The sequence below is a fragment of the Streptomyces sp. NPDC051555 genome (assembly GCF_044454405.1).
GTDB lineage: Bacteria > Actinomycetota > Actinomycetes > Streptomycetales > Streptomycetaceae > Streptomyces.
The window spans coordinates 265,219-285,772 of record NZ_JBITDP010000011.1 but is presented as its reverse complement, the minus strand read 5'-3'; the positions used below and the strand labels follow the sequence as shown (position 1 = coordinate 285,772).

The window sequence follows — 20,554 nt, the reverse complement described above, 5'->3', positions numbered from 1 at the left end:
GCGAGGGGGCCGGCGGCCCGGGGCCGCCGGCCGCCTACCTCAGCACCAACACATGCTCTGGAGGCAGGAGCTGCAGCTGATGCTGGTGAAGCCGGCCTCGGGTCGCGTCGTGTCGACCTCGATCCGCACGTCGATGTCGAAGAGGTCGTCGGTCAGGTCCGTCAGCGGCGCGGCGATCTCGGCATCGAGTTCGGGGCGAGCGTGGGCATCTGGTTCTCCTCTGTGGGGAGCGGTGTGGGTCCGACCGCCAATCTGGCAGCCACATCTAGAAGGAGTCTCGAACCCCGCTTACCGGGCCGGGGTGGCCGACGCCCCTCACCCACCCCGCGTGTGCGTCCCTCGACCGGGTTGAGCCACCATGTTCGGAACACGACGTATTGACGCAGGAGGACTTCCCCATGACTGACCGGCCCTTGACGCTCATGGCAGTGCACGCCCATCCCGACGACGAGGCCACCGGAACGGGCGGGGTCCTCGCGCGGTACGCGGCGGAAGGCATCCGCACGGTCCTCGTGACGTGTACCGACGGCGGTTGCGGCGACGGGATCGACGGGGCCAAGCCCGGTGATGCCCAGCACGATCCGGCCGCCGTCGCCGCGCTGCGCCGCAAGGAACTCGAAGCGAGCTGCGAAGTCCTGAAGATCAGCGACCTGGAGACGCTGGACTACGCCGACTCCGGGATGATGGGATGGTCGAGCAACGACGCCCCCGGTTCCTTCTGGCAGACGCCGGTGGAGCAGGGCGCCGCCCGGCTCGCCGACCTCATGCGGCACTACCGGCCCGACGTGGTCGTCACCTACGACGAGAACGGCTTCTACGGACACCCCGACCACATCCAGGCCCACCGCATCACGATGGCGGCGCTGGAGCTCACCGACCTGAGCCCGAAGGTCTACTGGACGACGATGCCCCGCTCGGGGATGCAGCGGTTCGGCGAGATCATGCGCGAGCTCCACGGGGACAGGCCGGCGCCGGACCCCGCCGAGACCGCCGCGCTGGCCGAGATCGGCCTCCCCGACGACGAGATCACCACCTGGGTGGACACCACCGCGTACAGCGGCCAGAAGTTCGACGCCCTGGCCGCGCACGCCAGCCAGGGCGAGAACATCTTCTTCCTCAGGATGGGCAAGGAGAGGTTCGCCGAATTGATGGGCGTCGAGACCTTCCTGCGCGTTCAGGACACCACCGGCACCCCCGTGCCCGAGACCGACCTCTTCGCCGGCCTGCGCTGATCGCTCGGGGCGGGCCGCTCGGGGGCGGCCCGCGCGGGCAGGCCGGTCAGTCGCGGCGCCACAGGGCCGGGACGTTCGGGGGCTCCCAACCGGACACGGCGGTGTGCGCCTGGATGCAGGTGTACGCCGTCGAGCCGTAGGTGACCCGGTCACCGGCCCGGTAGGCGGTTCCCGGTGCCCAGGTGCCGGAGGGCGGGGTGCTCGGGCCGGGCGGGGTCGCCGTGGGCGAGGGCGAGGGCGAGGGCGTCTGCGCGACGTCCAGGACGAAGTCGAAGGTGCCCTCCTTCCCCGGTCCGGCCTGGCGCACGTTCATCAGCAGCCGGGCGTCGAAGATCGAGTCCGTGGTGTTGCGCGGCTCCCCCGGGAAGTACAGCTGGGTGGTCAACACCGGCCGCCCCGGGGCCTGGACCTTGACGTGGATGTGCCGGGTGCGCCCCGGGTACAGACCCGGCACGATGGTGGCCAGCCGGAACACGCCCTGGGCGTCGCTGAATTGGTGGCCGCGGAACCCGAATCCGGTGTTGTCGTAGGCGCCGTTCACATCGGCCTGCCAGAAGTCCAGCAGGACGCCCTCGATCGGCCGGCAGGCCCGGCCGAAGACGTAACCGCTGACGGTGAGCCGGGTGCCGGGGGTGGAGGCGGTGACCAGGGAGGTGCGCAGCGGGGAGTTCGGCTTGAAGTAGGGGCCCTCGGTCTGGGGCACGGTGGGGTGGTCGCCGTCGTCGCAGGTCGGGGTCAGTTCGAGTGCGGCGCCGGCTCCTCCCTGGTCGCGGGCCAGGGCCACGCCGCCACCGATGAGCAGCGGGGCGGTGGCGAGGGCGGCCGCCTTGAGGAAGTTCTTGCGGCTCAGCCGGCTCGGTCGGTTCGGGCTGCCGGCAGGGGCGGGGACGGGTGCGTCCGGTGATGCGGACCGGGACGGATCGGCGGTGTCCTGCTCTCCGGGGCTGGGCATGGGTCGGCTCCTTCACACGCGTGGGGCGGGAGGACGGGCGGCGAAACGACGGTCGGTGGTCCGACGGGTGCGGGGCCGGACGCCGGGCTGCGGTGGGGCGCGGCCCGGGTCGGGGGACACGCACCCGGTCGGCACCCGGCCCCGTCGGCGTCAACCTACGGTTCCCGTCGCGGCGGCAGCGATGGACGGGATCCGGGGATCGTGGTGAATTCCTCCACCCGTCGGCCCGGTCCCCCGGTCGAACGCCGCCCGGTAGTCCCCGGGGCTCAGGCCGGTCTCCCGCCGGAAGAACCGGCAGAAGTACGCGGGGTCGGCGAAGCCCGTGTCCCGTGCCACCTGCCTGACCGTGAGGTCGGTACGGGCGAGCAGCCGCTTGGCCTCCAGCGTCTGCCGGCGGCGGATCAACCGGCCCGGCGTCTGGCCGGTGGCCGCCTTGACCAGCGTGTGCAGATGGCCGGCCGACACCCCGAGCTCCTTCGCGCAGGAAGCCACGGAGGACTCCGCCCCGCCCTTGGCGGCGATCAGGCGAGTGAAGGCGGCGGCGAGTTCGACGGCCCGGCCGGCTGCCGCGGGCCCCCGCTCCCGGCCCGGCTCGCAGTTGCGCAGGGCCCGGACGATCAGGATGTGGAGGTAGGCGCGCAGCACCCCGGCGTACCCCTCGCGCAGGGCCCGGTACTCGCGTTCCATCTCCGCGAGCAGGTCCGCTATCCCGTCCTGGCGGTCCCGCAGGCGCAGCCAGGGCCGGTCGGCCAGCTGGTCCAGCGCGGTGGCGTCGTCGGGGTGGGAGAGGAGGAAGTCCTCGTTGAACAGCATGACGTGGCCGGTGAGTCCGTCGGCGGCCTCCCAGTGGTGGACCTGCCCGGGCGTGATCACGCACAGGTGCGGCGGCTCCAACGGCCGGTGGACGAGGTCGAGAACGTGCGCGCCGGTGCCGCCGGTGACGTGCACGATCTCGTAGAACGCGTGCCGGTGGGGGAAGTTCGCGCGGGAGAGGGGCCCGATGGAGTCGAACGATCCGATGGCGAAGGGCAGGAGGTGCGGCAGCGGGACCTCCAGCCGGTGCAGCGGCAGCTCGCCGGTCCGGGGCGTGCTCACGAGGTGGTCCGTGACGGGTTCATCGGGCCAGTCTGCGACGGGCCCGATGAATTGGTCCAGACCACAGACCGGCCATCGGCGACGGCCGGGCCCCACCCGATACGGCCCGGCCCCCGCCCGAACGGAACCGGCTACTTGCGCCAGAACAGGTGGTGGCTCACGCCGCTCGGGCTGGGAACCACTTCGAGGTGGAAGCGGTCGAGCAGCTCGTCGGGTGACTCCCACAGCCGTACGCCGGTCCCGAGTTCCCACGGGGAGACCACCACGTGCAGGGTGTCGACGAGGTCGGCGTCCAGGAACTGGCGGATGGTGCTCGCCCCACCACCGAGCCGTACGTCCTTGCCCTGCGCGGCCTCCCGAGCCCGTTCCAGGACGGCGGCGGGGGCGCCGTCGACGAAGTGGAACGTGGTGTCGGACAGGGTGAGAGAGGGGCGCGCGTGGTGGGTCATCACGAACACCGGGGTGTGGAAGGGCGGCTCCTGACCCCACCAGCCCTGCCAGTCGTGGTCGAGCCAGGGCCCGCGCTGGGGGCCGAACTTGTTGCGGCCCATGATCTCCGCACCGATGTTGCGGGCGTAGTCCCGCGTGAAGTAGTCGTCCAGGCCCCTGCTGCCCCCGGGATCGGTGCGCATGGGCCAGCTCGCCGTGGCACCGGCCCAGGCGAACAACCGCCCGGGGTCCACGTGCCCGAACGGCCGCTCCAGGGTCTGGTCCTCTCCCGCACCGATCCCGTCCCGGGAGACGTTGAAGTTCTGGACCCTCAGCAACTGCGCCATGCGTTCCTCCTGTGTCGTCATCACAGGTAAGACCGTCCGGACCGGAAAAACTCATCGCCACGCCACCTCCACGACCGCCCCGGGAAAACGGGTTGGAGCGCGCCCCGGTCGCTGTTATGTTTCCGGTGACCGTGCCGATGGACGAGGAGGTGGTACCCGTGGAACCAGTAACGACATGGGTGCTCCCTCGCGGGGTCATGGTCGGGCGATAGGTCGTCCGGGAGCGCCGTTCACGCGCATTCCCGAAAGGCACGACCATGCGATTCACTTCTGAACAGCTCCTCGCCGACGGCGTTCTCGAACGCGAGTTCACCCTCGGGGAGATCCCCGGCATCCTCTGGACGCCCTCCCCCACGCCTGCGCCCACGCCCGCCTCCGCACCGGCGCCGCTGATCCTGATCGGCCACCCCCCGCTCGGACTGCGCAGGATGTATTCCCGGCTGGTGGGCCGGGCTCGGCACTACGCGACGGAGTACGGCTTCGCCGCGGCCACCATCGAGCTCCCCGGCAGCGGTGACCGGCCCGGTTGGGACGTCGCCGAGCGGGCGCGGGCCGACCTGCGACGGGCCATGGCGGCCGGCGAGCCGGTCGGGGGCGACATCATCGACGCCCTCATCCTCCCGCTGGTCGAGAAGTCGGTGCCGGAATGGCAGGCCGCCCTGGACGCAGTCCTGCTGCTTCCCGAGATCGGCGGTCCGGTCGGGTACGAGGGGGGAGTCATCTCCATCGGCGTCCGGCTCGCGGCCGTCGAGCCGCGCATCGTGGCCGCCGGTTTCTTCGCCGGGAGCCTGATTCCCGCCAGCATGTTCGAGGAGGCCCGGCGGGTCACCATTCCGCTGCACGTCCTGCTCCAGTGGGACGACGAGGGCAACGACCGCCAGGCGGCCCTGGACCTCTTCGACGCCTTTAGCTCCGAGGAAAAGACGCTGCACGCCAACATGGGCGGGCACACCGGCGTCCCGCAGTTCGAGCTCGACCCCGGGGCCCGTTTCTTCGCCCGGCACCTGCGCTAGTGCAGTGACCGGCGCCGCCCCCTGGGTGGCGCCGCGCGGCGCTCTAGAGGCTGGTGGCCGCGTGGACCCGGTCGAGGTGGATGAGGACGTCGTACGTCCCGGTGAGGGCGAGGGTGGGGAGCGGGTCCTTCGTGAAGGACGAGCCGGCCTCGTAGGTGGGGCGGGGTGTGCTCAGCCAGCTGCGGCCCGCGGCGGACAGGGTGCGCAGGTCGAGGTAGTAGTCGCGGTAGCGCACCCTGCCGAGGGTGTATTCCTGCATGTCGGGAGTGGCCGCGGGGACGGCGACCTCGCGCCAGGGGCTGCCGAGGGTGGTCGCGGTGAGGAACGCGCCGCGCCCGAAGGTGAAGCCGGCGGCGACGTAGTCCCGGCCGAGGGCCCCGCGCAGGAAGGCGCCCTGGGTCGTGGGGTACATCACCGGGTCGCTGGCCAGATAGCCCACGTGGCCGTTGTGCGCCGAGAGCAGCATCTTGTCCCCGGTGCGGCGGTGCCACCAGGCGGTGTTGTCGGCCATGACCCGGTCGCGGAAGTGCTGCGCGGCGGAGACGGATGCCGGGTCGGACAGGTCGAGCGAGGCGAACGCGAAGGTCTGGGCGATGCTCCGGGCGTGCTGCTCGGCCCAGGCGTAGGCGTCGTCCCCGGCCCCCTTGGACGCGGCGACCAGATCGAACGCCTGCTGGGCGGTGGCGGCGTCGAGGCGCCGTTCGGCAACGGGCTTGCGGAGGTACGCGAAGACGTCGTCCAGGGGGCGCAGGCCCGCGTACAGCGCCTCCAGGCGCGCGACGTCCTGCGGGCGGTTCGCGCGGACGTACGAGACGACCCGGTCGAAGACGGCGTCGCCGAGCCGCGGAGCCCCGATGTCGTTGCCCATGAAGCGGACCTTGCGGCCGGGGTGGCGGTCGTTGTACCGCCGCATCCAGGCGATGAGGTCGACGAACTCCTCGCGCTCCCAGGGAGATCCGGTCAATGTCTCCTTGGCCGTCCGCCGGGCGTCACCGGGGCCGCCCTGGACGTACTCGTCGATCCGCAGACCGGCGCTCCAGCTCATCTCCAGGGCGAAGGTGGTGAAGCCCTGCTCCTCGACCAGGTGGCTGAAGACGCGTTGCTTCATGGCGAAGAACTCGTGCGATCCGTGGGTCGCTTCACCCAGTCCGACCACCTTGGCGCCGCCGATCATGGCGTCCAACGCCCGCAGGTCGATGGTGTTGCCGCCGGGCTCCGTCGAGCGCAGGGGATGCGCGGCGTGCTCCAGCGCGCGGAGCGCCGCCTGTTGCTCCCTCGCCCCGGCGGGGGCCGGCGGGCCGGGTGTGGAGGTCGCGGCCGAGGCCCTGGGTGCCAGGAGGGCCGTGGCGGCGACCCCGGCCGTCACGGCGAGCAGCCTCCGTCGGCCGATCGCCTCGTGGTGCGTGGTCATGCTGAACTCCTCGGCTCGTTCCCGTTCCCCGGAGGGGTGAAACGATCATGGCTCAGGCCCGGCGCGGACCACGCTGGTGGCTTCCTCCGGGTTTGCCCGGGGGCTATCCCCCGGGTCCGGGCCCGACCCGGCGGCCAGGTCGCCTGCCGAGGGAGCCCGCCTCCGGCTCCAACAGGTCCGGACGCCGGCCGTGTTGGGCGCGCTACAGCCAGCGCTGTACCGTTCCGGCCCAGGTCATCCCCGCGCCGACCGCGGCGTGGAGCACGGTGCTCTCCGGCTTGAGACGGCCCTCGGCCCGCGCCACGTACAGGGCCATGGGGATCGAAGCCGCGCCCGTGTTGCCGAAGGTGTCCGCCGTGACGACGAGTTGCGCGGGCGAGATGTCCAGCCCCCGGCTCAGGGTGCGCAGCATGCGGGGGTTGGCCTGGTGCGGAACGACCAGGTCGATCTGGGTCAGGGGCAGGCCGGACAACTGGACGAGCGTTTCGACGATGCGCGGGAAGACGTCATGGAAATAGGCGGCGACCGCCTTTCCGTTCATGTGGAGGTAGTGACCGCCTTCGGAGACGGTGTGCTCGCTGGTCGGCTCCGCACTGCCGCCCGCGCGAATGCCGACGATGTCCGCCAAGGAGCCGTCGGTTCCCTGCGTGCTGCACAGGATGCCGCTCCCCTCGGCGGCCGGGCCCACGACCACCGCACCGGCCCCGTCGGCGAACAGCACGCCGGTGGACCGGTCGGCGGGGTTCTGGAACTTGGAGAACGCCTCGGCTCCGATGACCAGGGCGCGATGTCCCGTGGGGACAGGTGGGCATCGGCGAGGGCTTGCTCGGCCGCCGCGACGGCGAGGTCGGACGTGGCCTGCGCCGGTTCCGCGTACCGGCGCTGCGTGACTCCGGTCATGCGCTCGATCCATTCGGGGTCCACCCCGTACGGTCGGCGATGTCCGCGTTGCTGACGCGGCGTTGCGGGATGTGGACGCCCAGTCCGTGGATCCCCCACGCGGCGGGCGGTTCCTGCCCGCTCACGTGAGGATCCCCTGGGCGATCACCTCCGCCACGACCTGCGCGCAGCGCGCAGCGCGCCACGGTCATCTCCTCCTCGGCGAGCAGCGCGTCGTCGACGGGGGTGCGGAACTGCTCCTCGGCCCGGACCGCGATCTCCACGACCTGGAGCGAGTCGAGGTCGAGGTCCTCGACCAGTCGGCTCTCCGGGGCGATGTCGTCGGCGGGGCGATCGGCGACGGCCGCCACGATGGCCGTGATCCGGTGCAGGGTGTCGGAATGCGTCGTCATGGTGGTATTTCCCGTGTTCGGGGGCCGGGAAGGACGGTCGTGGGGTGATGGGAGGGAGGTGACTCGGCAGAGCTCGGGGAAAGGTTTCCTCGCAGGCGTGGCGGGCCGGGGTTCCCCCGGCCCTGCGCACCGTGCGGTCCTGGTGGTGACCGGCCCCGTTCCGGACGGGGGCACGTGCGCGCCGCGGCCTGCTGATCACGAGCTCGCGAGTACTCACAGTAGCGATGCGGAAGCGCCGACTCCGGCCCGTCACCCGGGGGCACGCGATCGAATTGATCTTCGTATCGTGCGCCCCACGAGTGCGCTGCTCGCGCCCCCCGCGCCCCCCGAACAGCCCACGCCAGCCCACGCAAGCCCCCGCCAGCCCCACTCCAGCCTCCGTCAGCGCACGTCAGGTCACGCGACGGTGCTCCGGTCGCCCGCGGTGAGGACCTCCAGGTCCGTATAGAAGCGTCCCGAGGGCCGGGGCTGGCCCAGCAGGATGCGGCGCGCGGCATCGGCGGTGAGGGCGCCGCCCAGCGCGACGCCCGAGGCGAGCTGCGGCCAACTGCTGAGGGTGACGCCGATCTGGTCGATGGAGGCGGTCAGTTCGGGGCTGATGCGCTCCCGGTCGACCATGGCGAGGATGACGTCGACCATCTCCTCGGGGGTGAGGTCCACCAGGTCCTGGGAGGTCGTCCCGCCGAGCAGGCCGTGCAGGAGGGGCCGGTCGGGCTCCAGGTCGAACCGTTCGACGTCGAGCAGCCCGCGGTCGTTCGCGTCCATGACGACGGGGACGCCCAGTGACCGGGCGTGCTCACGGGCGGCGATCTTCACGTACGGGGTGTCGCATTCCTCGACGAGGAGATCGATCGGACCCGCGCCGCCGGTGAAGAACTCCTCCATGGTGTCGTCCGTCAGACCTCCCTGGAAGACCTCGACGTCCAGCCAGGGATCGATCTCCAGCATCTGACGGGCCGCGAGCACGCACTTGTTGAGGCCCAGGTGGTGCACGCCCGCGCGCAGGCGGTTGAGGTTCGAGACGCTGAGGGAGTCGAAGTCGGCCAGCTTGAACGATCCGCCGATGCCCTCCATCGCGAAGGTCAGGGCGGCGCTGCTGCCGACCGAAAGGCCGATGACGCCCACCCGGCGTCCCAGCATCGAGCAGGGCCTGCATGCCGAGCCGGTCCTGCTCGCGCCCCAGCTCGAAGAACACCGGCTGCCGGCACGCGTCCGCGGGCGCGTCACCGCGTACGCCCGGGACCGCGGGCAGGCGGATGGGGTCCCGCCCCGGCCCGTCGGCCTGCGGGCGGTCGCCCCGCGGGCGGCCGGGAGTCCCGGCGGCGCGGAGCCCCGCGTGCCGTGCGGGGACCACCGAGGCCGGGAAGGCCCCTTCCAGTTGCTCGACGAGCCAGGTGAACTCGTCCGCCGAGACCCCCGGGCGGTACAGCATGATCAGCACGTCCTCGGTGTACCGCGCGACGTATCGGCGCGTCCCGGTGACCGGGCGGAAGCCGAACCGCTCGTGGAAACGATCCTGCCCGTCGGCGGTACCGGAGGTCCCGATCATCGCCTTCGCGCCCAGGTGGCGCGCGGCCCCGATGGCGAAGGCGTTGAGATGGACCCCCAACCCGAGCTTGCGCGCCTGGTGCTCCACGACCAGGCGGCTGTGCTCAAACGTTTCCGCGACACCGAGGCCGTACTCCCGCAGCACGTCCTCGTAGCGCTCGGCGCCCAGGTACGCCCGCGTCTGGAAGAGGTCGCCCGTCTCCGGCGTGGAGAGCCTCACGTACCCCAGCGGCGGGCCGTCGGCGTCCCGCCTCCCGATGAAGTGCCAGGCGCCGAAGTCCAGGGCCTGGTCATCGGCGTAGCCACCGTCGGAGGTGCGGAAATCGGGCCGTCGGCCGCGGTCGAAGAGGATCCTCGCCCGCAGCTCGCGGATCCGCCCGATCAGCTCGACCCCGTCCGGGTCCCCGGTCCCGACGCGGAACGCGGACACGCGCCAGGGCACGCTCCCGGTAGGAGGAACATTCTTCATCATCGGCAACCCACTTCGGCTAGCGCACATCTCTCGTATGTGCTCCGGGGGCGCGCGCCCCGCGCACCCGAGATCACAACGAGCGCCCCGATGATCGGTTGCACGCCCGGCGTGCGTCAGCAGCGGTTCTTTGGCCGCATCCTGGTCTCGTCGAAGAGATCCAACAGGGAGCGCCGGATGTGGTCAGTGGTGTCAACGGGCGAGGTTCCGGCGGGAGATCGGTTCGCCTGGTACTCCGACGTCGTGTCGAGCGAGGTGATGCCCGCCACCCTCAGTTGTGAGCGGCCCGCGGACTTCCAGGGGGAAGCGGCGGTGCTCGACCTGGGGGACATCCGTGCGTCGAAGTTCTCCCTGGCGCCCCTGCGTTCGCGGCGCACGGCCGCGATGATCCGGCGCGGCGACCCGGAGGAGTACCAGCTGGCCCTCCTGCGCAAGGGAGCCACCTCGCTGTCGCAGCACCGGAGCGAGTGCACCATCGGAGCCGGTGACCTCATGCTCTGGGACACCTCCCGGCCCTCCGACAACCAGATGCCGGCCGGGGGCGGTCAGGTCCAGGCGACGATCCTGATGCTGCCCCGGAAGGTCCTGCCGCTGCGCACCCAGAGCCTGGACCAGGTGCTGGCCCGGCGCATACCGGGCGACCGGGGCCTGGCAGCGATCCTGGCGTCCTTCATGACCTCGCTCGAAGACCACGGCGCCGAATGTGCTCCGGAGGAACTGCGTCGCCTCAGCACGGTCGCCGTCGACCTCGTGGCGGCATGCCTGGCCCAACAGCTGGACACCGAGGACCGGTTGCCCGCCGAAGTGCGCACGCGGGCGCTGGTGCAGCGGATCCACGCCTTCATCGAACACAACCTCGGCGACCCGGAGCTCGACCCCGCGGCGATCGCCGCCCACCACCACGTCTCCGTGCGCACGCTCCACCAGCTCTTCCACGGCCAGGAGGAGAGCGTCCACGCCCGCATACGCCGTCGCCGACTCGAACGGTGCCGCGCCGACCTCGCCGACCCGGCGCTGCGCACCCGGCACGTCGGCGCCATCGCCGCCCGCTGGGGCTTCAGCGGGCCGGTGGTGTTCAGCCGCTCCTTCCGCGAGGCGTACGGCATCAGCCCGACCGAGTTCCGCGCGCTCAGCATGCACGTCCTGCGCGCAGAGCATTCGGCCTGACGCGTGAGAGGGACGCTTCATGTTCGGGAACCCGCCTGCTCCAGCGCTCCGCGCTGGCCGCTGGTGCCGATCACGGCACTAGGTGCCAGTTTTCGGGAGGAACGCCACCGAGGTGACACACGGCGCATGCGCTCGCCCGCTCAACCCGCGTGGCCCCTGGGGCCGCGGCCCGAGGGCCGTCCGTACGCGGATCAGGCCTGCCGGGACTGGTCCGCGTCCAGTCGGCCGGCCAACCCGGCGGCGGCGAAGGCGGCTTCGAGGTCGGCGCGACCCTCGGTGAAGTGGGCCCAGCTGTCGCAGTGCACGGGTACGACGCGGCGGGCGCCCAGGATCCGCGCCGCCTCGGCCGCCTGCGCGCTGTCCAGGACGAGCGGCGCGCCATCGAACAGGACGGGGAAGCGCGGGGCTCCCGCGAAGAGGACGGCGGTGTCCACCGGGCCGAAGCGCTCCGCTATCTCCTCGACCGCCCGGAGCGAGGCGTTGTCCCCGCTGACGTAGACGGTGGGCAGGTCGTCGCCGGTCAGGACGAAGCCCACGACCTGACCGGTGATCGGCTCGACTTCCTCGCGCGTCCCGGGTCCGTGTACGGCGGGCACGCCCGTGACGGTCACCGTGCCGCCGTCGGGGCGCTTCAGCTCGATGGATTCCCAGTCGGCCAGCCCCTGGGCCCGGCCACCGAGGCGCTGCCCGCCGCCGGGGGTGGTGAGGGTGAGGGGCACCTCGGCGAGCAGGGCCCGGCCGGACGTGTCGAGGTTGTCGGGGTGCTCGTCGTGCGAGAGCAGCACCACGTCGACGGGGCCCAGGTCCGCGGGCTCCGCCTTCGCGGGGGCGGTCTTGGTCAGGGTCGCGCCGCGTCCCGGGTAGTCGCCGGGGCCGTCGAAGGTCGGGTCGGTGAGGAAGCGCAGGCCGCCGTACTCGAAGAGGGCGGTCGGGCCGCCGAGCACGCGCACGGGGAACTGCTCGACCGGTACCGGGAACGAGGACATGGAGATAACACCTCACGGATAGATACGAGTGAACCGTGAGATGACCGTACCGGCTTCTCACGGATAACCACAAGCCGTACCATGAGAAAGGTGAAGGAGTCCTTGATGGAAGAAGCCGTCCCCCCACCCGCCCGAGGCGAGGAGGAGCACCCTTCCCTCGCCCTCGCCAACAGCGCCCTCGCGCTGCCCGGAGGGCACACGCTCGATCTCCTGTCGACCCCCGCCCGGGCGAACCACTGGCTGGCGGAACGTGATCTCGCGCCGCTCGACGCGGGCATGCAGGAGATGTGCACGGCCCAGCTGCGGTCGATGCGCGAGCAGGTCCGGTCGCTGTTCGCCGCCCGCGCCGCGGGACTGCCCGCCCTGCCCGCCGCCGTGGCCGCCGTCAACGACGCCATGACCCGCGTACCCACCGCCCCGCTCCTGAAGTGGGACGACGAGAGCGGCCCGCACCGGGTCACTCCCCACCCCACCAGCGCGATCGTCGACCACGCCCTGGCGGCGCTCGCCGCCGACGCGGCCGATCTCCTGACGTCCCCGGACTCCGAACGCCTCACCGCGTGCGGCTCCAGCCCCTGCAGCCGCTACCTGCTCCGGCACGGCCGCCGCCACTGGTGCTCGACGCGCTGCGGCGACCGCGCCCGCGCCGCCCGTGCGTACGCCCGCCGCACCCAGGGCCCCGACGCCTGAGCGGGCTCAGGGGACGCCCCAAGAAGTAGACCCGCTCCTCCCCGGTGTCACGGCGGCCGCCGTGCACGCCGGGGATCACGACGGTTCGGGACGGAGGAACAGCGAGTCCGGGTAGCAGCACGCCCAGTCCTCGCCCTTCTCGACAGAGCGCGCCAGCGCGTGGCCGGTGGTGTCCGCGTGGCTCCAGGCGTGCTGGCCCGGCGAGCTGTCGCAGCACCCGACGTGTCCGCAGACCAGGCACTTGCGCAGGTGGACCCAGCTACCGCCGGCCGCCAGGCACTCCGCGCACCCCCGGGCGGCAGCGGGCGGCTCCTCGGCGGGCGCCTGGTCGAGGTGCCCGCAACGCGGCTGTTCGACGCGGCCCGCGTCCGGGGCCACGGTCCATCCGGTCATCGCCGCTCCTCCTGGAACCAAGGCCGAACGTGCCTTCCGTCCGTCCTACACGTTAGCGAGGCAGTTCAGCGGGGAGGCGGGTTCCGGGACCTGGATCCACCGGATCGTGACCAACCGATGCCTGAACGCGCTGCGCGCCCGCAGGCCCGTCACCGATCTGGACGCCGTTCCCGAACCGGCCGCCCCCGAGCACCGGGCCTCCCCCGCCCGCGCCGCGGAGTCCCGGGCGACCGCCGAGGGGCCTCGGAGGCGGTCCTGGGCATGGAGGTCGCCGCGGTGCACGTGAGGGTGGCCGACCACCACGAGGCTCCGGCGCGCCTCCGGAACCGGGCTGGTCCGCGCCCCTCCCGCATCCGATCCGGTCCCCGGTGGCGAAGGAGGGGTGGAGCAGGTGGAACACCCCGAGGAGGTCGGTAGCGGTGAACGGTCGTGACCGTCAGGGCAGCGTGATCGTCGTGGGAGCGGGTCTCGCCGGGCTCACCTGCGCACTGGACCTGGTGCGGGCCGGGGTACGGGTGAGCGTGCTGGAGGCCTCCGACGGAGTCGGCGGCCGGATGCGCAGCGACCTGCGCGACGGGTTCGTGCTCGATCGCGGCTTCCAGGTCTTCAACACCGGCTACCCCCAGGTCAAGCGCCGCGTCCGGCTGCGCGAACTGCGCCTGCACCCCTTCACCCCGGGCGTCCTCGCCCACCTGCCGGACGGCGAGCGGGTCCGTTTCGGCGATCCGAGCCGGCGCCCGGGCGACACGGCCGCCCTGCTGGCCGGCCGACGCACCCGCCTGCGCGGGCTCGCCGGCCTCGGCGCGCTGACGGCACGGGACGCCCTGGCCCCCGCCCGGGCGCTGCGGCGACTCCCGGAGCGCACGACCCGGCGGGAACTGGAGCGCTGGGGGCTCGACGACGCGCTCGTCGACGTCCTCATGCGCCCGTTCCTGGCGGGTGTCTTCCTGGAGGAGGCCCTGGAGACGTCGAGCCGGATGTTCCACCTGACCTGGCGCAGCATGATCCGGGGCACCCTGACCCTGCCCGCCGACGGGATCGGGGCCGTTCCCGAGCAGCTGGCACGCGCTCTGCCCCGGGGCGCGCTGAGCCTCGGGGTGCGTGTGCGCGCCGTGTCCGGCGACGGGGTGGTCCTCGCGGACGGCGGCTCCCGCGAGGCGCTCGCCGTCGTGGTCGCCACCGACACCGCGTGCGCGTCCGCGCTCGTACCGGCCGTGGGCGCACCCGCTCCGACCCGCACGGTCACCACCTACTACCACGCGGCCGCCACCTCTCCGCTGCGCGAGCCGACCCTGCTGGTCGACGGCCGGCGGCGGTTCCTGAACACTTGCGTGCTGACCCAGGTGGCCCCCGGCTACTCCGCCGACGGCCGCGCCCTGGTGTCCACCTCCGTCCTCGGCGAGGACACCCCCGGCCACCGCTCCGCCCTGCCGGCCGCCCTTTCGGAGGTCTACGGGACGGACGCGACCCGGTGGCAGGCCGTCGGCGCGGTCACCGTGCCCGGCGCCCTGCCCGCGATGCTCCCGCCCTGGCCGCTCAGCCGGACCACGCGGGTCGAGGACCGCGTGTACGTGTGCGGGGACCACCGCGCCACGGGCTCCGTCCAGGGCGCCATGGCCTCCGGGGCCCGCGCCGCTCGTGAGCTCCTGGCCGACCTCGACGGCCGCGCGGCAGCGCGGGGGCGCGGGTGAGGGCCCGGGCGCGGGTGAGCGGCGCTACGGAACGCGGGCGGTCCACTCCTGCGTGGCGAACTTCGTCGCCGCCAGGTCGCGGGCGCGGGAGAGCTCCTGTGGGGTCACCGTGTCCTCGGTCAGGCCGTAGCGACCGCGGAAGGCGCCGACCATCCGGTCGATGACCTCCTCCCGGGAGAGCCCGGTCTGGCGGCGCAGCGGGTCCACCCGCTTCTTGGCGCTCTTCGTCCCCTTGTCCGAGAGCTTCTCGCGGCCGATGCGCAGCACCTCGGTCATCTTGTCGGCGTCGATGTCGTAGGCCATCGTCACGTGGTGCAGTACGGCGCCGGCGCCGGAGACGATCCGTTTCTGGGCCGCGCCCGCGATCTTCCCCGCTTCGGTGGCGATGTCGTTCAGGGGCTGGTACCAGGCTTTGACGCCCATCTCGCCGAGCGCCCCGAGGACCCAGTCGTCCAGATAGGCGTAGGAGTCGGCGAAGGAGAGTCCCGAGACGAGCGACTGCGGCACCGAGAGGGAGTAGGTGATGGTGTTGCCGGGCTCGATGAACATGGCTCCGCCGCCCGAGATCCGGCGCACCACCGTCATGCCGTGCCGGCGCGCGCCCTCGGGGTCGACCTCGTTGCGCAGCGACTGGAAGCTGCCGATGACCACGGCCGGGGCGCCCCATTCCCACACCCGCAGGGTCGGGGGCCGCAGGCCCGCGGCGACCTCGTGGGTGAGGACCTCGTCGAGGGCCATGTGCAGGGCGGGTTCCTGCGGGGGCATGCGGATGAGACGCCAGTCGTGCGCGGCCCACTCGGTGGCCTGGGCCAGGGCGCGGCGCACGGCGATGGCGATGCCCTCGGCGCTCACCCCGAACATCTGGGTCCCCTCGGGCAGGGCGGCGGTGATCCGGGCGGCGAGCTCGGCGGCGTCGGTGTCGGCGGGGGCGCCTTCCAGGGCGCGGTCGACGGCGTCGAGCGCTTCGTCGGGTTCGAGGAAGAAGTCGCCGGAGACCCGGACGCCGCGCAACACCTCTCCCGCACGCTCCAGATCGACGACGACGAGCTTGCCGCCGGGAACCTTGTACTCACCGTGCACCGGGAAACGCCCTTCGGGAGTTGCTACCGGCCCGTTCGATCGAATTGACCGGCATTGACATGACATCCCACGTTATCCGAAGCGCACCGGCAGGTATTTCACTCCGTTGATGAAGTCCGAGCGCAGCCGGCGGACCTCGCCGGTGAGGGTGACGTCCGGGTGGCGGCGCAGCAGCTCGCGGACGAGGGTCTTGATCTGGGTGCGCGCGAGGCCGGCGCCCAGGCAGAAGTGCGGGCCGCCACCACCGAAGGTGAGGTGCTCGTTCGGGGTGCGGCGGACGTCGAAGACGAAGGGGTCGGCGAAGACCTCCTCGTCCCGGTTGGCGGAGGTGTAGTAGGTGACCACCTTCTGGCCCTCGGCGATGTGCCGGCCGCGCAGGGTGGTGTCGCGGGTCGCGGTGCGCCGGAAGTTGTGGATCGAGCCGCCCCAGCGCAGGAACTCCTCCGTCGCCGAGGTCCACAGGGCCTCGTCGTCGGGCGCCGCGGCCAGTTCGGCGCGCGCCGCCGGGTGTTCGATCAGGGCGAGCAGGGTGTGGGAGAGCAGGTTGCGGGTGGTCTCGTTGCCCGCGACGCACAGCAGGACGAAGAACATGTTGATCTCGTCCGGGGTGAGCCGGTCCCCGTCGACCTCGGCGTGGACGAGCGTGGAGAGGATGTCCTGTCGGGGCCGGGCCCGCCGCTGCGCCGACAGCTCGGCGCAGTAGGCGTAGATCTCGGCGGCCGCGAGGTCGCTGTCGTGCTTTCCCGCCGAGAGCTCCGGGTCCTGGCTGCCGGCCATCCGGTTGCTCCACTCGTAGACGAGCCGTTCGTCCTCCTGCGGTACGCCGACCATCTCGCAGATGGTCTGGATCGGCAGCCAGGAGGCCACCTCGTCGACGAAGTCCATCTCCCGGCCCGGGGTGACCGCGCGCTCCACCAGGGCGAGCGCCCGTTCACGGATCCGGACCGCCAGGCCGCGCACCACCCGGGGCGTGAATCCCGCACTGACCAGGGCGCGGTAGCGGGAGTGGCGCGGGGCGTCCATGCCCAACAGGACCAGGCGCAGGGCCCCGAGGGCCTCGGGGTCCTGGTCGCGGATCATGAACGAGCCGAGTTCGGTGGACCACAGCTCGGGATCGCGGCTGACGGCCTTGACGTCGGCGTGGCGGGTGACGGCGTGGAAGCCCGCGCGTCGGCCCGGCACCTCGTGCCAGTGCACCGGGTCCTCCCGGCGCAGCCGGGTGAAGAGCGCGTGCGGGACCTCGCGGGCCCAAGTGTCTTCGAGCAGGTCCATGTCGCCGGTGTCCAGCACGGGGCGGTCCTTTCGTCGGCGGAGAGGCTGCTCTCCTACTGACGAAGTGTCAAGGGATGGTGTGCGATACGTGCGACGGGTGCGGAGCCGGTCGGCCGGGTCGGCGCGCACGACGCCCCCGCCCCGGTGCCGGGCGGCATCGGGGCGGGGGCGGGGGCGGGGCGTGGGTGCGTACGGTCAGGACGACTGGTCCGTCAGGATCGCCGGGTCCGAGAGGCCCGACGCGCCGGTTTCCACCTTGCCCGCGAAGCGGCGGGCGAAGTTCGCGGTCTCGGAGGCGGTGACGCTGACGTCGTACCAGCGGCGGGTGTTCTTCAGGGGGACGCTGTACGTCACGGTGGCCCCCTTGGCGACCGTGAGGCGCTTCGGGCCGCCGCCGTAGGCGTTGGTGACCGTGAGGGTCGCGGTGGCGGCTCCCGCGTTGGTGAGGGTGAGGTCCAGGTTGCCAGTGGTGGCGTTGTGGCGGGCGGTGACTTCGGGGCCGGCGGTGGTGCCGGGGTTGCGGAACCCGCGCAGGAAGCCGTTCGGGCCGTGCACGGTCAGGTCGGTGACACCGGCCGAGTAGGTGGTGTTCCAGGTGTCCGTGATCGACTTGCCCGCCTCGGTGGTGTAGGTCCAGGGGGCGTCCGTCCGGTTGCCGGAAGTGACGTAGAACTGCGCCCCGAGGTCCTTGCCGCCGCTGAAGGTCAGTCGGAACTTCCCCTCGCCCGTGAGGGCCGCGCCGTCCACGTACGGGGCGTACTTCAGCGGACGCGTCGACCGCTGCCCCTTCTCCTGGCGCGGCATGCTCGCCACGGCCGGCGGGGTGGCCAGGAAGTCGGGGTGGCGGTCGCGGTCCTGCGGCTGCCACATGCCGGTGTCGGGCAGCGGGGCCGTACCGGTGTCCTTGCGGGCGAAGTCGAAGGCGGAGGTCAGGTCACCGCAGACGGCCCGGCGCCAGGGGGAGATGTTGGGCTCCTGCACCCCGAAGCGCTGCTCCATGAAGCGGATCACGGAGGTGTGGTCGAAGGTCTCGGAGCAGGAGTAGCCGCCGGTGCTCCAGGGCGAGACGACGAGCATCGGCACGCGCGGGCCGAGCCCGTACGGTCCGGCGACGTAGCCGGCCTTGCCGGGGAAGACGTCGAGGGCGGTCGACACGGTCGACAGGCCCTGGCCCGCGTTCGCGGGGGCGTACGGCGGCACGACGTGGTCGAAGAAGCCGTCGTTCTCGTCGTAAGTGATGAACAGCGCCGTACGGGCCCAGACGTCGGGGTTGGAGGTGAGCGCGTCCAGGACCTGCGCGATGTACCAGGCGCCGTAGTTCGAAGGCCAGTTGGCGTGTTCGCTGAAGGCCTCTGGGGCGGCGATCCAGGAGATCTTGGGCAGCGTGCCCGCGGTGACGTCGGCGCGCAGCCGGTCGAAGTAACCCTCGCCGGTCCGGGCGTCCGTACCGGTGCGGGCCTTGTCGTGGAGCGGGTCGCCGGGCTTGGCATTGCGGTAGTTGTTGAAGTAGAGCAGCGAGTTGTCGCCGTAGTTGCCGCGGTAGGCGTCGCTGATCCAGCCCCACGAACCGGCCGCGTCGAGGCCGTTGCCGATGTCCTGGTAGACCTTCCAGGAGATCCCGGCCGCCTCCAGCCGCTCGGGGTACGTGGTCCAGCCGTACCCGGCCTCGGCGTTGTTGAGGACCGGGCCGCCGCCCTTGCCGTCGTTGCCGGTGTGGCCCGACCAGAGGTAGTAGCGGTTGGGGTCGGTCGAGCCGATGAACGAACAGTGGTAGGCGTCGCAGATGGTGAACGCGTCGGCGAGGGCGTAGTGGAACGGGATGTCGTCGCGCGTGAGGTGGGCCATGGTGGCGGGCGTCTTGGCGGGCACCCAATTGTCGTACTTGCCCTTGTTGAAGGCGCTCTGGCCGCCCGCCCAGTCGTGGTTGAGGCCCTGGAGGAATTCCATGCCGAGGTCGTCCGACGGCGGCCTGAAGGGCAGGGTCTCCTTGCCCGCGTTGTCGCTCTGGTGCCACACCGACTTCCCGCTGGGCAGGGTCACCGGACGGGGGTCACCGAAGCCGCGGACGCCGCGCAGCGCACCGAAGTAGTGGTCGAAGGAACGGTTCTCCTGCATCAGGACCACGATGTGCTCGACGTCGGCGATGCTGCCGGTCGTCCCCTGGGCGGGGATGGCCGCGGCGCGCGCGATGCTCTCGTTGAGCATGGTCAGGGCGGCGGCGCCGCCGGTGAGCTGGAGGAAGCGGCGGCGGTTCAGATCTGCCATGGCGGGAGGGACCTCTGCTTCGATCGAGAAGTGGTGGAGCGCCCCCAGGACATCCTGCGCGGGGTACCGGAGAGGGAGCCTGGCGTGAAGGTGATGGATACGCCAGGCGAACGTCAGTCGGATTCCGCAGGAGTTCGGCCATTCGCGGGGACCGCTCCGGGCGCGCGCGATCGGTGCCGGGGAAAAGGACTGGCCACGTCGGGTCTGCGGCCGGTACGGTGCCGAAGGACGTGACCGGACTCAGGAGGTGTGACCCATGAACGCTGTATGCAGGTGGGTACTCCCCCATTCCGTCACGGTGGGCGGCTGACGCAGGTGTCGCCGGGGGTGCCTCAACGACAAGGCACTCGCGAAAGGGCGAAACCCATGGATCCCCTACGTCACACCCCTGTTCCCACCCCGACCGCCGGCACGGGCGATCGCGTCACCACGATCACCCGGACCGCGGAGCACCAGTGGCACGCCCTGGAGGACGGCCGCGAGGTCGGCCGCAGCGACATGTCGGTCCGGCCCGACGGGCGCCTCTTCCTCAGTGTCGACGCCTGGCACGCCGAGGCTTTCGACCGGCTCGCGGCCGCCATGGTGGCGGACCTGCCGGTTCCCCTCCACGCCGTGGTCGACGAGGAGGACCTCGACTCGACCGCCGGGTGGCAGCGCGCCGGCTTCACGATCGGACGGCGGGAGCGGGAGTACCTCGTGCCCACCGACCCGGCCCGCACGGGCCTCGACGGCGCACCGACGCCCGCGGGCGTGCGGATCGTGCCCGTCGGAGACGCGGAGCGCGATCCGCTGTGCGTCGTGGACCGCGCGATCCGCGACGAGGTCGAGGCCACGGTCGGCTGGCGGCGCATGCCCGCCGAGGTGATCGCGCTCCCGGCCGGGATCACCGTCGTGGACCCCTCGACCTACGCCGTGGCGGCGCGGGGCGACCACTACGTGGGCATGGTCCGCTTGGGGCCCTTGCCCCGCCAGCCCCGGATCGGCCTCATCGCCGTACGGGCCGACGAGCACCGCCGCGGCATCGCCAGGGCGCTGCTGGCCTCGGTCCTGGGCGGGCTGCACCGCTCCGGGGTCGCGACCGCCCGGGCCGAGGTCGACGAATCCAACGCGGCGGCCACGGCGCTGTTCGAGAGCGTCGGTGCCCGGATCGCGGGCCGCACCGTCGAGTGGGTGCGCAGCTGACGCGCCGCCGTACCTTCCACAGTCCCATTCATTGCCGAAC

Annotated in this window: 19 protein-coding genes and 1 pseudogene; 7 read left to right on the top strand and 13 right to left on the bottom strand. The window is 72.1% G+C overall.

The features are described from left to right. Positions 1–39: 39 nt before the first annotated feature. Entirely contained in the window at positions 40–135 is a 96-nt protein-coding gene (locus ACIBEA_RS23480; protein ID WP_399263977.1) for a hypothetical protein, read from the bottom strand. A 263-nt stretch (positions 136–398) separates the two neighbouring features. Between ACIBEA_RS23480 and ACIBEA_RS23475 the strand changes: the two genes are divergently transcribed. Continuing rightward, entirely contained in the window at positions 399–1,232 is an 834-nt protein-coding gene (locus ACIBEA_RS23475) for a PIG-L family deacetylase (protein WP_399263924.1), read from the top strand. Positions 1,233–1,278: 46 nt separating this feature from the next. Here ACIBEA_RS23475 and ACIBEA_RS23470 read toward each other — a convergent pair whose 3' ends face one another. The 3 genes from ACIBEA_RS23470 to ACIBEA_RS23460 all read right to left on the bottom strand — a co-directional run bounded on the left by ACIBEA_RS23470 (position 1,279) and on the right by ACIBEA_RS23460 (position 4,055). Continuing rightward, positions 1,279–2,184 (bottom strand): carbohydrate-binding protein, encoded by a 906-nt coding sequence (locus ACIBEA_RS23470; RefSeq protein ID WP_399263922.1) that lies wholly within the window; start codon positions 2,182–2,184, stop codon positions 1,279–1,281. Between the two features lie 150 nt (positions 2,185–2,334). Next, entirely contained in the window at positions 2,335–3,279 is a 945-nt protein-coding gene (locus ACIBEA_RS23465) for an AraC family transcriptional regulator (protein ID WP_399263920.1), read from the bottom strand. A 131-nt stretch (positions 3,280–3,410) separates the two neighbouring features. Next, entirely contained in the window at positions 3,411–4,055 is a 645-nt protein-coding gene (locus ACIBEA_RS23460; protein ID WP_399263918.1) for a dihydrofolate reductase family protein, read from the bottom strand. A gap of 257 nt (positions 4,056–4,312) precedes the next feature. Here ACIBEA_RS23460 and ACIBEA_RS23455 point away from each other — a divergent pair, with 257 nt between their 5' ends. Beyond that, on the top strand, positions 4,313–5,068 hold the full coding sequence (locus tag ACIBEA_RS23455) for an alpha/beta hydrolase (protein ID WP_399263916.1): 756 nt from the start codon (positions 4,313–4,315) through the stop codon (positions 5,066–5,068). A 43-nt stretch (positions 5,069–5,111) separates the two neighbouring features. On the opposite strand, the gene ACIBEA_RS23450 is transcribed toward ACIBEA_RS23455, so the two are convergent. The 4 genes from ACIBEA_RS23450 to ACIBEA_RS23435 all read right to left on the bottom strand — a co-directional run bounded on the left by ACIBEA_RS23450 (position 5,112) and on the right by ACIBEA_RS23435 (position 8,911). Beyond that, entirely contained in the window at positions 5,112–6,479 is a 1,368-nt protein-coding gene (locus tag ACIBEA_RS23450; RefSeq protein WP_399263914.1) for an erythromycin esterase family protein, read from the bottom strand. Between the two features lie 202 nt (positions 6,480–6,681). Further along, positions 6,682–7,392 carry a 3-oxoacyl-ACP synthase III family protein gene (locus ACIBEA_RS23445; protein WP_399263912.1) on the bottom strand — a complete coding sequence of 237 codons (711 nt, stop codon included), beginning with the start codon at positions 7,390–7,392 and terminating at the stop codon, positions 6,682–6,684. Then, the gene (locus tag ACIBEA_RS23440; RefSeq protein WP_399263910.1) at positions 7,376–7,771 is read right to left on the bottom strand and encodes a phosphopantetheine-binding protein; all 396 of its coding nucleotides are present in this window, start codon (positions 7,769–7,771) and stop codon (positions 7,376–7,378) included. The genes ACIBEA_RS23445 and ACIBEA_RS23440 overlap by 17 nt, the downstream gene beginning before the upstream one ends. A gap of 396 nt (positions 7,772–8,167) precedes the next feature. Beyond that, a complete protein-coding gene (locus ACIBEA_RS23435) occupies positions 8,168–8,911 on the bottom strand; it encodes a ThiF family adenylyltransferase (RefSeq protein ID WP_399263908.1) in 744 nt (247 codons plus the stop codon). 1,120 nt (positions 8,912–10,031) lie between these two features. Between ACIBEA_RS23435 and ACIBEA_RS23430 the strand changes: the two genes are divergently transcribed. Continuing rightward, positions 10,032–10,955, top strand: coding sequence for a helix-turn-helix domain-containing protein (locus ACIBEA_RS23430; protein ID WP_399263906.1), 924 nt, complete (start codon positions 10,032–10,034; stop codon positions 10,953–10,955). Positions 10,956–11,146: 191 nt separating this feature from the next. Here ACIBEA_RS23430 and ACIBEA_RS23425 read toward each other — a convergent pair whose 3' ends face one another. Beyond that, the gene (locus tag ACIBEA_RS23425; RefSeq protein WP_399263904.1) at positions 11,147–11,941 is read right to left on the bottom strand and encodes an MBL fold metallo-hydrolase; all 795 of its coding nucleotides are present in this window, start codon (positions 11,939–11,941) and stop codon (positions 11,147–11,149) included. Positions 11,942–12,022: 81 nt separating this feature from the next. On the opposite strand from ACIBEA_RS23425, the gene ACIBEA_RS23420 reads away from it, so the two are divergent. Then, entirely contained in the window at positions 12,023–12,631 is a 609-nt protein-coding gene (locus ACIBEA_RS23420) for an ABATE domain-containing protein (protein WP_399263902.1), read from the top strand. Between the two features lie 75 nt (positions 12,632–12,706). On the opposite strand, the gene ACIBEA_RS23415 is transcribed toward ACIBEA_RS23420, so the two are convergent. Continuing rightward, positions 12,707–13,024 carry a UBP-type zinc finger domain-containing protein gene (locus tag ACIBEA_RS23415; RefSeq protein ID WP_399263900.1) on the bottom strand — a complete coding sequence of 106 codons (318 nt, stop codon included), beginning with the start codon at positions 13,022–13,024 and terminating at the stop codon, positions 12,707–12,709. An 88-nt stretch (positions 13,025–13,112) separates the two neighbouring features. Here ACIBEA_RS23415 and ACIBEA_RS23410 point away from each other — a divergent pair. Together ACIBEA_RS23410 and ACIBEA_RS23405 are read left to right on the top strand one after the other, a co-directional pair. Then, positions 13,113–13,262, top strand: a pseudogene (locus ACIBEA_RS23410) (RNA polymerase subunit sigma-70); the annotation flags it as partial. A gap of 181 nt (positions 13,263–13,443) precedes the next feature. Then, complete coding sequence (locus tag ACIBEA_RS23405) at positions 13,444–14,715, top strand: NAD(P)/FAD-dependent oxidoreductase (protein WP_399263898.1); 1,272 nt, start codon at positions 13,444–13,446, stop codon at positions 14,713–14,715. 24 nt (positions 14,716–14,739) lie between these two features. On the opposite strand, the gene ACIBEA_RS23400 is transcribed toward ACIBEA_RS23405, so the two are convergent. The 3 genes from ACIBEA_RS23400 to ACIBEA_RS23390 all read right to left on the bottom strand — a co-directional run bounded on the left by ACIBEA_RS23400 (position 14,740) and on the right by ACIBEA_RS23390 (position 19,332). Then, complete coding sequence (locus ACIBEA_RS23400) at positions 14,740–15,795, bottom strand: biotin/lipoate A/B protein ligase family protein (RefSeq protein WP_399263896.1); 1,056 nt, start codon at positions 15,793–15,795, stop codon at positions 14,740–14,742. Between the two features lie 72 nt (positions 15,796–15,867). Beyond that, positions 15,868–17,085 (bottom strand): cytochrome P450, encoded by a 1,218-nt coding sequence (locus ACIBEA_RS23395; RefSeq protein ID WP_399263894.1) that lies wholly within the window; start codon positions 17,083–17,085, stop codon positions 15,868–15,870. Between the two features lie 177 nt (positions 17,086–17,262). Next, complete coding sequence (locus tag ACIBEA_RS23390; RefSeq protein ID WP_399263891.1) at positions 17,263–19,332, bottom strand: phosphocholine-specific phospholipase C; 2,070 nt, start codon at positions 19,330–19,332, stop codon at positions 17,263–17,265. Between the two features lie 366 nt (positions 19,333–19,698). On the opposite strand from ACIBEA_RS23390, the gene ACIBEA_RS23385 reads away from it, so the two are divergent. Further along, the gene (locus ACIBEA_RS23385; protein ID WP_399263889.1) at positions 19,699–20,514 is read left to right on the top strand and encodes a GNAT family N-acetyltransferase; all 816 of its coding nucleotides are present in this window, start codon (positions 19,699–19,701) and stop codon (positions 20,512–20,514) included. The last annotated feature ends 40 nt before the right edge of the window (positions 20,515–20,554 follow it).